General features: G+C 68.3%; 10 protein-coding genes. 5 read left to right on the top strand and 5 right to left on the bottom strand.

From position 1 onward, the window contains the following. The first annotated feature begins 281 nt into the window (after positions 1–281). The 3 genes from G5S38_RS03075 to G5S38_RS03065 all read left to right on the top strand — a co-directional run bounded on the left by G5S38_RS03075 (position 282) and on the right by G5S38_RS03065 (position 4,885). On the top strand, positions 282–1,811 hold the full coding sequence (locus G5S38_RS03075) for a glycosyltransferase (protein WP_165064102.1): 1,530 nt from the start codon (positions 282–284) through the stop codon (positions 1,809–1,811). Further along, a complete protein-coding gene (locus G5S38_RS15820) occupies positions 1,798–3,348 on the top strand; it encodes a glycosyl hydrolase (protein WP_165064100.1) in 1,551 nt (516 codons plus the stop codon). Before G5S38_RS03075 ends, G5S38_RS15820 begins: the two co-directional genes overlap by 14 nt. A 205-nt stretch (positions 3,349–3,553) precedes the next feature. Beyond that, positions 3,554–4,885: a UDP-glucose dehydrogenase family protein gene (locus G5S38_RS03065; protein WP_235928876.1), complete on the top strand. Its 1,332-nt coding sequence runs from the start codon at positions 3,554–3,556 to the stop codon at positions 4,883–4,885. Between the two features lie 111 nt (positions 4,886–4,996). Here the strand turns inward: G5S38_RS03065 and glnA are convergent, their stop codons facing one another. Then, positions 4,997–6,421, bottom strand: coding sequence for a type I glutamate--ammonia ligase (glnA, locus tag G5S38_RS03060; RefSeq protein WP_165064096.1), 1,425 nt, complete (start codon positions 6,419–6,421; stop codon positions 4,997–4,999). Between the two features lie 131 nt (positions 6,422–6,552). Here glnA and G5S38_RS03055 point away from each other — a divergent pair, with 131 nt between their 5' ends. Continuing rightward, complete coding sequence (locus G5S38_RS03055) at positions 6,553–6,978, top strand: RDD family protein (protein WP_165064094.1); 426 nt, start codon at positions 6,553–6,555, stop codon at positions 6,976–6,978. A gap of 24 nt (positions 6,979–7,002) precedes the next feature. On the opposite strand, the gene G5S38_RS03050 is transcribed toward G5S38_RS03055, so the two are convergent. From G5S38_RS03050 to lipB, 3 genes are read right to left on the bottom strand one after another with little or no spacing between them, the layout of a single operon-like run. After that, positions 7,003–7,722 (bottom strand): DUF4191 domain-containing protein, encoded by a 720-nt coding sequence (locus G5S38_RS03050; protein WP_165064092.1) that lies wholly within the window; start codon positions 7,720–7,722, stop codon positions 7,003–7,005. Positions 7,723–7,727: 5 nt separating this feature from the next. Beyond that, positions 7,728–8,717, bottom strand: coding sequence for a lipoyl synthase (gene lipA, locus G5S38_RS03045; protein WP_201276561.1), 990 nt, complete (start codon positions 8,715–8,717; stop codon positions 7,728–7,730). Then, complete coding sequence (gene lipB / locus G5S38_RS03040) at positions 8,714–9,340, bottom strand: lipoyl(octanoyl) transferase LipB (RefSeq protein WP_165064088.1); 627 nt, start codon at positions 9,338–9,340, stop codon at positions 8,714–8,716. The genes lipA and lipB overlap by 4 nt, the downstream gene beginning before the upstream one ends. A gap of 120 nt (positions 9,341–9,460) precedes the next feature. On the opposite strand from lipB, the gene G5S38_RS03035 reads away from it, so the two are divergent. Then, positions 9,461–11,245: a protein kinase domain-containing protein gene (locus G5S38_RS03035; RefSeq protein WP_165064086.1), complete on the top strand. Its 1,785-nt coding sequence runs from the start codon at positions 9,461–9,463 to the stop codon at positions 11,243–11,245. A gap of 49 nt (positions 11,246–11,294) precedes the next feature. On the opposite strand, the gene sucB is transcribed toward G5S38_RS03035, so the two are convergent. Next, the gene (sucB, locus tag G5S38_RS03030; RefSeq protein WP_165064083.1) at positions 11,295–12,782 is read right to left on the bottom strand and encodes a 2-oxoglutarate dehydrogenase, E2 component, dihydrolipoamide succinyltransferase; all 1,488 of its coding nucleotides are present in this window, start codon (positions 12,780–12,782) and stop codon (positions 11,295–11,297) included. Between the last annotated feature and the right edge of the window lie 23 nt (positions 12,783–12,805).

Below are 12,805 nucleotides of genomic sequence, written 5' to 3'. Positions count from 1 at the left end.
CCGTTGTCCCTGTGCCATCGTCGGTCGGTCATTCCCGCCTGCTGCGGTGATGGCGCCGTGTCCCCCACACGACGGACACGGCGTGCGTCCCCCGAAGGGGGGACCCCGCCCGATACGTTCCCCGGCGCCGCCGACACGTCCCCCGTGCTGGGCACACGCGAATGGCGCCCCCGCCGGTTTGCGCCCCGCCTCGCGGCGTGCCCATAATCACTCGACTAGCACCACCAGCATCACCCCCAGCGCCGCGGAATGCTCATCACGGCAAACGTTTAGGGGAACGTATGTTCATTTTCATTCTTCAGGTCCGCCACATGATCGAGGGGCATCCCGAGATCTACATGTTCGCCATCTACTCGGCGTTCATCTGGGGCATGTGGTTGCTCAAGCTCATCCTGTCGAGCCGCTACCGGCCGTTCACCGGAGAGTTCTCCGGCACCACGAGCGTCATCGTGCCGGTCGTCGACGAACCCCTCGACCTGTTCCGCGACGTCATCGGCCGCATGGTCGAGCAGCGCCCCGGCGAGATCATCGTCGTCATCAACGGCGCGGTCAACGTCGCGCTGCAGGAGGTCTGCGACGAGTTCGCACCGCTCGTGCGGTGGGTGCACACGCCCATCCCCGGAAAGCGCAACGCCGTGATGATCGGCACCGAGCTGTCGACCGGCGAGATCACGGTGCTCGTCGACTCCGACACGGTGTGGACAGACAACACCCTCAGTGAACTCGTGCGCCCGTTCGCCGACCCGAGCGTCGGCGGGGCCACCACTCGCCAGCGCATCCTCGAGCCGGAACGCAGCTGGATCACCCGCTGGGCCGACTGGCTCGAGAACTCCCGCGCCCTGTACTCGATGCCAGCGCAGAGCGTCGTCGGGCAGGTCGGCTGCCTCCCCGGCCGTACCATCGCCTTCCGCCGCTCGATCATGATCCGGGTCATGGACCGCTTCATGACCGAGAGGTTCATGGGCGTGTTCCTCGAGGTCAGCGATGATCGCACACTCACCAACCTGACCCTCAAGGAGGGCTTCCGCACCGTCTACCAGCACACCTCGCTGGTGTTCACCGACGCCCCGCTGCAGGTCAAGAAGCTCTACAAGCAACAGCTGCGGTGGGCGAGGGGCAGCCAGTACAACACGCTGCGCATGCTCCCGTGGATGCTCGGGCACGCCCCGCTGCTCGCGGTGTTCTTCATCATGGACATCGTGCTGCCGTTCCTGCTCGCGGGAGTGATCGCCGGCTGGGTCTACCGCGCCGTCACCGGCCAGGGCTACAACTTCTACAGCGGCATCCTCACCGAGTACGGAGCGGGCAGTGGCGTCGCCCTCGTCGTCGGACTCATGGTCGTGTCCTCGGTGCTCAGCATGGCCATCCGCCAGCTGCGCCACCTCTCAGAGAAGCCGTCCGACTTCTTCCGCCTGCCTGTCTTCATCATCGTGTCCACCGCGTTCCTGATGCCCATTCGGCTCATCGGGTTCTTCCGTATGGGCCACGCCAGCGGCTGGGGCACCAGGGCGGGTGCCTACGGCGGAGGGGCCTCCCACGACACTGCGGTCTCCGAACACGCGGGTGAACCCCTCGTCGATGGGGTGGATGCCGCAGACGAGGCACTCCTCAGGGATATCGGGTTCGACGACCACCGGTCGACCACCCACGGCGGCACGCTCCTCGTGGCCTCGCCGCGCCGCGCCGCCCAGACCCGCATCGCCGCGCCCCAGCGCCCGGCCCGCCGCACGCTCAACCCGAAGGCGGCCTGGCCGTACCTGATCGGATTCACCATCTTCGCTCTGGAGGCGATCGTCATTGTCAACTTCTGAGAAGCCATCGCACTGGTGGGCACCCACCGGAACTCGGGCCAGGCTCACCAGCGCTGGCGCCGTCATCCTGATCGGCGGCCTCGTCACCACGAGCGTCGTGGTTTGGAACTCCCCGTCGAACTCGGTCGCGGAGACATTCGAAGCCAGTATCACCGGCGTGAGCGAGGACGACCGCGCCGCGGCGGACCGCGCGGAACTGGTGGCCGAGATCGCCGACCTTGAGGCGCAACTCGCCCGGCGTGAGCAGGGACTCGACGCCGCAACCGACGAGTCCGCAGAGATCCAGCAGAAGCTGTGGTCGGCCGAGGGGCTCATCGAGGCCATGGAGCGCTACAAGGGCACGGGCAAGACCGTCGCGGCGCCGCGGGTGGCTCCGAGGCCATCGGTGTTCCCGTCACCGAAGACGGCACCGGCGCCGGCCAGCACCCCGGCACCGTCGACCCGCCCCGCGAATACCGGAACGCCCGCTGCGCCGGTGGCATCGCCGAGCCCGGCACCCGCACCCGCTGCTCCGGCCCCGGCCGCACCGCTGACGACCCTGACCAAGGCCCAGGTGGTGAATCCGGATTCGCCGTACCTCGGCATCTATACGGAGCAGGCTCCATTCAACTGGGCGACCTACGACATGATCTCGACGGACATCGGCGTGACGCCGAATGTCGTCGGCTACTTCGGCGGGTGGGACGAACCGTTCCGCGCCAACGCCGTCACCCGCGCGTGGGAACAGGGAACGCTGCCGGTCCTCACTTGGGAGTCCCGGCCGATCAGCTCGCCCAACAGCGTGACCGTCGAGCCTGAGTACTCGCTGCCGCGCATCATCGGGGATCCCGCCGCGGGAGTGCCCGGCGAGTTCGACGACTACCTCCGCCAGTACGCCCGCGACATCGTCGCGACCGGGCTGCCCATGGGTATCCGGTTGAACCACGAGATGAACGGCACCTGGTATCCCTGGGCCGAGACGACCGGCAGGGGCGAACCCATCAACGGTAACCGGTCGGGCGACTACGTCAAGACCTGGCAGCACGTGCACGATATCTTCGAGGCCGAGGGCGCGAACGACCTGGTGTTCTGGATCTGGTCGCCGAACCGCGTCGACCGGCTGCCCGCCTCGCACCGCACGAGCGAGTACCTCGACGGGCTGTACCCGGGAAACGAGTACGTCGACTGGGTCGGCATGTCGGGATACCTGCGGCCGCCCTACGACGAAGATGCCTACGATTTCGACAGCACCTTCGGGGCGACCATCGCCGAGCTGCGACGCGTCAGCGACAAGCCCATCTTCCTCGCCGAGATTGGTGCGAGCGAGACCGGGGGATACAAGCCGGCCTGGGTCGAGAGCCTGTTCGAGAACCTCGCGGCACCGCAGAACGCCGACATCATCGGCCTCTCCTGGTTCAACCTCGCCGTCAGCACCTACGTGGGCGGGGAGTTGGGTACCAATGACTGGCGCATCGACTCCCGCGCAGACTCCCTCGCGGCATTCCGCGACGGTCTCGCGGTGGAGGGCAGCCGGTTCGACCTGGAACCCATCGAATGACCCGCGCCGGGCGCGGCCAGGCACACCTGAGATGTACGACAACGGACCACGGGGGAACACCATGACCACGGACAGCGACACGGACACCGACACGAACACCGACACGAACACCGCCACGAATACCGCACCGACGGGCGATGCCACCCGGCAGCCCCGCATCAGCGTGGTGGGCACCGGGTACCTGGGGGCGACGCACGCCGCCGCGATGGCCGAGATGGGCTTCGATGTCGTCGGGGTCGACACCGACCCGGCCAAGGTACAGGCACTGTCGGAGGGGCACGTGCCGTTCTTCGAGCCCGGGCTGCCCGGACTGATCGCCGAGCACGTCGCGAGCGGCCGGCTGCGCTTCACCACCGACCTCGCGGAGGCGACCGCGTTCGCCGACGTGCACTTCATCTGCGTCGGCACACCCCAGCAGCGCGGCAGCAACGCGGCCAACCTCGACTACGTCCAAGCGGCTACCCGCCAGATCGCGGCGAGCCTGACGCACGACGGCCTCATCGTCGGTAAGTCGACGGTGCCGGTCGGTACCGGCGCACGCCTGCGCGCCATCGTCGAAGCCGCCTCGCCCGCCCACCTCACCGCCGAGCTGATCTGGAATCCAGAGTTCCTGCGCGAGGGCAAGGCCGTTGCTGACACCCTCACGCCCGACCGCATCGTGCTCGGCGGAGTCACCCCGCGATCGGAGGCGACCATGCGCGAGCTTTACGCGCGGCCCATTGCCTCCGGCACGCCCGTCGTGGTGTGCGACCTCCCCACCGCTGAACTGGTCAAGGTCAGCGCCAACGCGTTCCTCGCGACGAAGATCTCGTTCATCAACGCGATCGCCGAGGTGTGCGAGTTGGCCGGGGCCGACGTCACCGTGCTCGCCGACGCACTCGGGCACGACGTGCGCATCGGTCGGCAGTTCCTCAACGCCGGCCTCGGGTTCGGCGGGGGATGCCTGCCGAAGGACATCCGCGCGCTCATGCACCGCGCGAGCGAACTCGGAGCGGTGCGCGCCGCGTCCCTCCTGCAGCAGGTCGACGAGATCAACATGGCGCAGCGGCAGCGCGTGATCGACATGGCCATCGGCGCATGCGGGGGATCGGTGCTCAATCGCAGGATCGGTGTGCTGGGGGCGGCGTTCAAGCCCCTCACCGACGACGTGCGCGACTCGCCGGCCCTCAACGTGGCCGCGGCGCTGCACCTGCGAGGCGCACAGGTCGTGGTCTACGACCCAGAGGCATCGGGAACCGCCCAGCGCATGTTCCCGACCCTCACCTACGCGGACTCGGTCGATGAGGCGATGACCGGGTCCGACGCGGTGCTGCTCCTGACCGAGTGGACCGAGTTCCAGGACTCGGACCCGGTCGCACTGCGAGCCCTCACGCGTCGACCGGTACTCATCGACGCCCGCAATTGCGTGGATGCCGCGGCCTGGCGCGACGCCGGATGGTCGGTGTCCGGCCTCGGCACGACACCCGCCCCGACGGTCTTCGCATCGGGCGCGAGCTACGAGGCCTCGGCCGCCGACCTGCTGCTCGCCGTGCGCTGACCGCGGGCGGCGGTGCCTTGCGGACAGACCGCTCGGGACCGCCCCCACCAACGACCGAAGGCCGCACCTCCGAGGAGGTGCGGCCTTCGCCGTTGCCGGGCTACGCGGGAATCAGACCCCGTAGTACAGCTCGAACTCGAACGGGTGCGGGCGCTGCGCGGCCGGGATGATCTCCTTCTCGCGCTTGTACGCGATCCAGTTCTCGATCAGGTCGGGCGTGAACACGTTGCCGGCCACGAGGAAGTCGTGGTCCGCCTCGAGAGCGTCAAGCGCTTCGCTCAGCGACGCGGGAACCTGGGGGATGCTCTTGGCTTCCTCCGGGGGCAGCTCGTAGAGGTCCTTGTCGACCGGCTCGTGCGGCTCGATGCGGTTCTTGATGCCGTCGATGCCGGCCATGAGCTGGGCAGCGAATGCGAGGTACGGGTTGCCAGAGGCATCCGGAGCGCGGAATTCGATGCGCTTCGCCTTGGGGTTGGTTCCCGTGATCGGGATGCGGATCGACGCAGAGCGGTTACCGGCCGAGTACACCAGGTTGACGGGAGCCTCGAAGCCGGGGATGAGCCGGCGGTACGAGTTCAGCGTCGGGTTGGTGAACGCGAGCACGGCGGGTGCGTGCTTGAGCAGGCCCCCGATGTACCAGCGGGCGATGTCGCTCAGTCCGCCGTAGCCGCTCTCGTCGTAGAACAGCGGCTCACCGTCGCTCCACAGCGACTGGTGGGTGTGCATTCCCGACCCGTTGTCACCGAAGAGCGGCTTCGGCATGAACGTGGCCGTCTTGCCCCACTGCTCTGCCGTGTTCTTGACGATGTACTTGAACTTGAGGATGTCGTCTGCCGCGTGCACCATCGTGTCGAAGCGGTAGTTGATCTCGGCCTGTCCGCCCGAACCCACCTCGTGGTGGGCGCGCTCGAGGATGAGGCCGGCGTCGATCAACTTGAGGCTGATGTCGTCGCGGAGGTCGGCCTGCTTGTCGACGGGGCTGACGGGGAAGTAGCCACCCTTGTACGGGGTCTTGTTGCCGAGGTTGCCGCCCTCTTCGGCGCGGCCGGAGTTCCAGGCGCCCTCTTCGGAGTCGACCGAGTAGAAGCTCGAGTTCTGCTTCACGTCGTAGCGAACGTCGTCGAAGATATAGAACTCGGCCTCGGGAGCGAAGAACGCGGTGTCGGCGATACCGGTGGACTCCAGATACTTCTCGGCCTTCTTGGCGACCTGGCGGGGGTCACGGTGGTAGATCTCGCCATTACGCGGGTTGTAGATGTCGAAGACCATGATGAGCGTGCGCTCGTTGCGGAAGGGGTCGACATACGCCGTCGTCACGTCGGGGATGAGCTGCATGTCGGACTCGTGGATCGAGGCGAAACCGCGGATCGACGAACCGTCGAACAGCTGGCCGACGGAGAAGAACTCCTCGTCGACGGTCGACGCCGGGATGTTGAAGTGCTGCTGCACACCCGGGAGATCGGTGAAGCGGATGTCGAGGAACTTGACGTCCGTGTCCTTGATGAACGCGAGAACTTCGGAAGAATCCTTGAACATGGGAAGAACTCCAATGGGCCGGTGGGGGACTGCGGAACACAGCCAACCCGAGGCTACGGCCGGGTAGTTTCCCTCGGGTGTCCTGTTTGTTTCGGGGATGTTACGCAGAGACGCCAGCGTACGATGAGCGGGTGCCCGCAACCCCGACGACATCCAGCAATGCCGGGGCCGGTTCCCGCACGTGGCCTGGCCAGAGGCTAGGCCTGCCCGAGACGGGGCCGCGGTCGGTCGCGCGACCGGGCCGGCGCATCGCCGCCCTGTGCATCGACTGGGCCATCGCGTACGGCGCATCCGCCATCTTTTTCGATGCAGACGGCCTCGCGACCAGCGCGATCTTCCTGGTGATGCAGGGCCTGTTGGTGTTCGCGGTCGCGGGCGGCATCGGCCATCTCCTGCTCGGCATGAGGGTCGTGACGCTCAACGGCACCTGGGTGGGGGTGTGGCGGCCATTCCTCCGGGCATTCCTGCTCACCATCGTGATCCCGGCCGCCGTCTGGGACGCTGACCAGCGTGGCCTCCACGACAAGCTGGCCGGCACGGTGCTCGTCAGGGTCTGACGGAGCAGTCGCGCCGGCCGACGGTCAGCGCGGGCGACCGCCCGAACGCACGCGCATCGGGTCCATTCCCTTGGGAATCGGCAGGCCATTCTTGCCGAGCGAGGTAATGCGGTTGTTGACCGCGAAGATCTCGGCCTTGTTGAGGGCCTTCTTGAACTTGTTCAGTCGCGATGGCAGCTTGTGCAGCTCGACGGAGTCCTGGTCCGGGCCCACGTGCAGGAAGTTGATCGGCACGTTCGGAATGACACGGGCGACCTTGCGGCGCTCGTCTTCCAGCATCCGGAGCGTGCGGGATTTCGGGCCTTCGCCGATGAGCACGACACCGCCACGACCGACCGCGCGGTAGACCGCGTCCTGGGTCTTCGGGCTGACGGTGACCGGCATCTCGCTGGCGACCCAGCCGCGACGGAGCGAACTCTTGAGCACTGCACCGACGGCCCCGGGCTGGCCCTTGATCTGCCCGTATGCCGCACGCTCCGCACGACGCCCGAGAACGATGAGGAAGGCGAGCAGGCCACCCATGATTCCCGCCACCACGTAGAGGATCGTGCCGACGGCGTTGCCCGGCGACAGCAGGAGGGCGAAGCCGATACCGGCGAGGATCGGAATGATGAACGCCGCCAGCATGAACCAGATTGCCCGCTTGTCGTAGCGACGGGTCATCTGGAAGACCTGGTACATCTGCTTCAGACGACCGGGTTCTTTGGGCGGCTTGGGGGCCTTCGGTTCTTTGGTGCGTGCCATGCTCTCTAGGATACGGCTCTGGCGAACCCCGAGTCGGCATCTGCCAGTCGGGAGAGGTTCTCGGGGATCTCGAGGCCCTTGCTGCGCATCGATCTGGCCCACAGTCGACCCGCCCGGTAGCTGGAGCGCACGAGCGGCCCGGCGAGCACGCCGAGGAACCCGATCTCCTCCGCCTCCTCCTTGATCGCGACGAACTCGTCGGGGTGCACCCAGCGGTCGACGGGAAGGTGGCGGGGAGTCGGCCGCAGGTACTGGGTGATGGTGATGATGTCGGTACCGGCATCATGCAGGTCCTGCAGGGCCTGGCTGATCTCCGCCCTGTCCTCTCCCATGCCCAGGATCAGGTTGGACTTGGTGATGAGGAATGCGTCGCGTGCGCGGGTGATGACGTCGAGTGACCGCTCGTAGCGGAACGCCGGGCGGATCCGCTTGAAGATGCGCGGCACCGTCTCCACGTTGTGCGCGAAGACCTCGGGGCGCGAGTCGAACACGGTCTGCAGCAGCTCGGGGTTGCCGGAGAAATCGGTCGCGAGCAACTCGACGCCGGTTCCCGGGTTCAGGGCGTGTATCTGGCGCACGGTCTCGGCGTGCAGCCATGCGCCCTCGTCCGGGAGGTCGTCGCGGGCGACGCCGGTCACGGTGGCGTAGCGCAGGTCCATCGCCACGATGGATTCCGCGACCCGCCTCGGCTCGTCGATGTCGTAGTCGGCGGGCTTGCCGGTGTCGATCTGGCAGAAGTCGCAGCGCCTCGTGCACTGTGCGCCGCCGATGAGGAACGTCGCTTCGCGGTCCTCCCAGCACTCGAAGATGTTGGGGCACGCGGCCTCCTGGCAGACGGTGTGCAGGCCTTCGCCCTTCACGCGCTCCTGGAGCTGCCGGTATTCGGGCCCCATGCGCGCGGTGGTCTTGATCCACTCCGGCTTGCGTTCGATCGGGGTCGCGGCGTTGCGGGCTTCGAGCCGCAACATCTTGCGTCCTGCGGGTGGGTGAGTCATCGGGCGACCTCGAGGGATTGGTGGAACCGGGCAGAGACGGAGGGCACGAGGTCTTCGGGGGTCACCGCGCGGCCGAGCTCCCTCGAGATGCTCGTGATGCCGGCATCCACCAGCCCGCAGGCGACGATGCGGTCGTACGCGTCGAAGGAGTTGGAGCAGTTGAGGGCGAATCCGTGCATGGTGACTCCCTGGGCGACCCGGATGCCGATCGCCGCGATCTTGTCGGTCCCGCGCAGCCACACGCCGGAGCGCCCGTCCACGCGGTCGCCGTCGATGCCGAGGTCGGCCAGTACCGCGATGAGCATGCCCTCGAGCCGGCGAACGAAGCCGACCACGTCGAGTGGCTGCGGGAGTCGCAGGATCGGGTAGCCGACGAGCTGGCCTGGGCCGTGCCAGGTGATGCTCCCGCCACGGTCGACGTCGATGACGGGGGTGCCGTCGGTCGGCCGGTCGGAGTCGAGGGTGCGGCGTCCGGCGGTGTACACGGACGGGTGCTCGAGAAGGAGGAGCGTCTCCTGCGCACGCCCCGCAACGACATCGGCGTGAATTCTCCGCTGGTCGTTCAGGGCGTCGATATACGGCACGGAGTTGGCGCTTAGCCCCGTGACGACGATGTCGACCACGGGGCGAGTCTAGGTCAGGTTCAGTGGGAATGACCCCTCCCCAGTGAGCGGGCGGCGATGCCTGCCGGCATTCCGTGCACCGGGCCCCCACGAGGTCGGCAAGGACGTGACGATGTCGGCATGGATTCGATCGGTGGGTTTCGGCTGGTGCGGCGGATCGGCATCGGCCGACGCTCGGACGTCTACCTCGGGCGGGCGCCGGTCACCGTGAATTCGGGAGGGCGCAGCGCGGCGGTCAAGGTGTTCCGTTCGACGACGGACATCGCCTCCATCGATGCTGAGATCGAGGCGCTAGCACGGTCGTCGTCGCCGCATGTGCTCCAGCTCGAAGACCTCGCCACCGCCCCCGATGGCCGTCCGGTGCTCATCCTGCAGAGGCTGGGCGCGCAGACCCTGGCGGCACTGCTGGCCGAGCGCGGCGAGATCGACGTGGGGGAGGCGGTGACCATCCTGGTTCCGATTGCCCAGGCTCTCGCGCACCTGCACGAGGTGGGAATAGCGCACGGTGCGCTCTCGTCGACAGCCGTGCTCTTCGACGGCAGGGGAGCGCCGGTGCTCGCGTCGCTCGGCGGCGCTGCCGTGGTCGGGTCACTGCCTGACGGCGATGGCACGCCCAGCCTGACGCCCGCGCAACTCGCGGCATCGGCGCAGGTACAGCGCGACTACGACGACCTCACCGTGGTGTCGCGGCTGGTGCTCGCGCACACCCGTCCGATACCCGCGGTCGACCAGCTCGAGGGGTGGCTCGCCGACTGGCGACGGCAGGCGGGTGACGAACGGCTCGATACCCGACCCCTGAAGGGTGGCGGCTTCTGCGCCGCGCTGTGCGATGCGGTGTTCGAGCTCGCACCGGCGACACCGATCCGATTCGGCGACGTCGCTGCCGGGTTCGGCAGCGAGTCGCCGCCCACAACCCTCGTGCGGGGGCGCACGGCATCGCGAATCGGGAGTGAGGGCGGTCGCGGGCGGCGGGGCAGACGACGGGTGATGGATGCCACGGCCTCCCGCCCGGCATGGCGCTCGGCACTCCACCTGCCGGACTGGCTCGACCCCATCGTCGACTCCGCATTCGGGCGGGCCCGGTCGGGAGCGACGCCGGTGTCGGCAGGGAAACGAATACCGACGGGGACGACAACCACGACGGCGGGAGCGGCGGTGACAGCATCGGACAGGGCGACAGGGCCGGAGGTGCTGCGGCGCGAGGCCTCTGGTGCTGGCCGTGACGGGGACCGCGGCAGGCGCATTCCGTCACGAAGGCCGCTGGTACTGGCAGCAGTGCTCGCCGCGGCGCTGGTGGCCATCGCTCTCGCGATTCTGCCTCCCCCCGACCGCAGCAGCGGCGCGCCTGGCGACTCCGGGGGAACGACCGTCGAGCCGGCGGCGGGTGGGGTCCCGGGCCCGGATGCGGTGGCGGAGACGGGCACGACCGACTCGGCGGGCGAACCGGGCGGCGAGGCAGAGACGCCCGCGCCCGATCCGGCTGCGGAGACGGGGGCGATCAATGCGGAGGCGATCGATCCGCAGGCGATCGATCCGGGAGCGATCGGTGGTGACGATCCCGCGGCCGCGGCGCTGGCACTGCTCTCGGCGCGCAGTGCGTGCCTTGAACAACGATCGGCACCCTGCCTCCAGGCCGTCGACCACCCGGGCTCGGCAGCGGAGCAGGTGGACCGCAGCATCCTGCAGCGCATCTCCGACGGCCAGGACGCCACGATCGACCCCCGGCTGCTGCCTGCCTACTGGGTGGACACCGTCATCGTCGGTGCCGAACGGATCGGCGGGTCAGCCATCGTGACAGTGACCCCCGGCGCGGCAGCAGCTGAGGAGGCGCAAACGACACCGGCCTCGCTCCTCCTGGTGGAGGGCGAGGCCGGGTGGCGCATCAGGGATCTGATCCTGGAGTGACGAGGTCGGCACCTGTCACCGGCGAATGAGGGATCTGATCCTGGGGTGACTAGACCCCGAGATTCGCGGCGAAGTTGCCTGCCTCGAGGCGGTTCTTCACCGCGACGAGGAAGCGGGCCGCATCTGCCCCGTCGACGATGCGGTGATCGTACGACAGTGCGAGGTACACGACGGAGCGGATCGCGATGGCATCGAGGCCGTCCTGGGTGACCACGACCGGCTTCTTCACCACGATGCCGGTTCCGAGGATCGCGGACTGCGGCATGAACACCACGGGGGTGTCGAAGAGCGCACCGCGCGACCCCGTGTTGGTCAGCGTGAACGTTCCGCCGGCCAGCTCGTCGGGCTTCAGCTTGTTGTCGCGCGTGCGAGCGGCGAGGTCTGCGATCTGCTGCGCGAGCTCCGCCAGCGACAGGTCTGCCGCGTCACGGATCACGGGGGTCAGCAGGCCGCGCTCGGTGTCGACCGCGATGCTGAGGTTCTCATGCGCCGGGTAGACGATGCTGTCGCCGTCGATGGTCGCGTTGACGACCGGGTACGCCTTGAGCGCCTCGGCGGCGGCCAGGGCGAAGAACGGCAGGAACGATAGCTTGACGCCCGCCTTTTCGGCGAAGCCCGCCTTGACGGAGTCGCGGTAGCGAGCCACCTTCGTGACGTCGACCTCCACGACCGTGGTGAGCTGGGCCGACTCCTGCATCGACGCGACGGCGCGCTCGGCGATGACCTTGCGCAGGCGGGTCATCTTGACCGTGGTGCCGCGCAGCGGCGATACCTCGACGACCTCGGCGACGGCCGACGACGAGTCGGTCGATGCGGCGGGCTTCTGGGCGTTCTGCACGTCTTCCTTGCGGATGCGTCCACCGACGCCGGTGCCGGTGACCGTCGACAGGTCGACGCCCAACTCCGCGGCGAGCTTGCGCACGAGCGGCGTGACGTAGTTCGCGTTGGCCGGGGCAGCGGCCGCAGGTGCGGGAGCAGCCGGTGCCGCCGCGGCGGGTGCCGGAGCTGCAGCGGGCGCGGGTGTGCGTGCCGGTGCCGCAGCCGGTGCGGGGATACGGGCGGGTGCCGACGGTGCGGGCGACTCGGCCGCCGGGGCGGGAGCGGTCTCCTGCGCCGGGGCGGGGTCGGCCGGCTCCGGCTCCGGTGGGGTGGAGTCGTCGTCTTCGCCCGGGGCTGGCGCCTCGGGCGACGGTACCTCTTCTTCGGCGACGGGCTCTTCAGCGGGCTCTTCGGCAGCCGGCTCTTCGGCCGCGGGCTCTTCTGCTGCTGGCTCGTCAGCCGGGGCATCCGACGATCCCGATCCGTCGCCGATGCGCACCAGCGGGGTGCCGACCTCGACGGTCTCGTCTTCGGCCACGAGGATCTCTTCGATCACGCCCGCGACCGGCGATGGGATCTCGGTGTCGACCTTGTCGGTCGATACTTCGAGCAGCGGTTCGTCCACCTCCACCGAGTCGCCGACATTCTTCAGCCAGCGGGTGACCGTGCCCTCGGTGACACTCTCTCCGAGTGCCGGGAGGTTGACGGATTCGCTCATGGGTAGGTCTCCTTAGACTCTGA

The sequence above is a fragment of the Marisediminicola senii genome, assembly GCF_011057645.1.
GTDB lineage: Bacteria > Actinomycetota > Actinomycetes > Actinomycetales > Microbacteriaceae > Marisediminicola > Marisediminicola senii.
The sequence above is the reverse complement of the archived record's forward strand: the minus strand, read 5'-3'. Positions and strand labels throughout refer to the sequence as shown.

Excerpts from the sequence above, each read along its gene's own strand:
- G5S38_RS03035 (WP_165064086.1), top strand. The coding sequence starts at position 9,461 with ATGGATTCGATCGGTGGGTTTCGGCTGGTGCGGCGGATCGGCATCGGC.
- lipA (WP_201276561.1), bottom strand. The coding sequence starts at position 8,717 with ATGACTCACCCACCCGCAGGACGCAAGATGTTGCGGCTCGAAGCCCGC.
- glnA (WP_165064096.1), bottom strand. The coding sequence starts at position 6,421 with ATGTTCAAGGATTCTTCCGAAGTTCTCGCGTTCATCAAGGACACGGAC.
- G5S38_RS03075 (WP_165064102.1), top strand. The coding sequence starts at position 282 with ATGTTCATTTTCATTCTTCAGGTCCGCCACATGATCGAGGGGCATCCC.
- G5S38_RS03050 (WP_165064092.1), bottom strand. The coding sequence starts at position 7,722 with ATGGCACGCACCAAAGAACCGAAGGCCCCCAAGCCGCCCAAAGAACCC.
- G5S38_RS03065 (WP_235928876.1), top strand. The coding sequence starts at position 3,554 with ATGGCCGAGATGGGCTTCGATGTCGTCGGGGTCGACACCGACCCGGCC.
- sucB (WP_165064083.1), bottom strand. The coding sequence starts at position 12,782 with ATGAGCGAATCCGTCAACCTCCCGGCACTCGGAGAGAGTGTCACCGAG.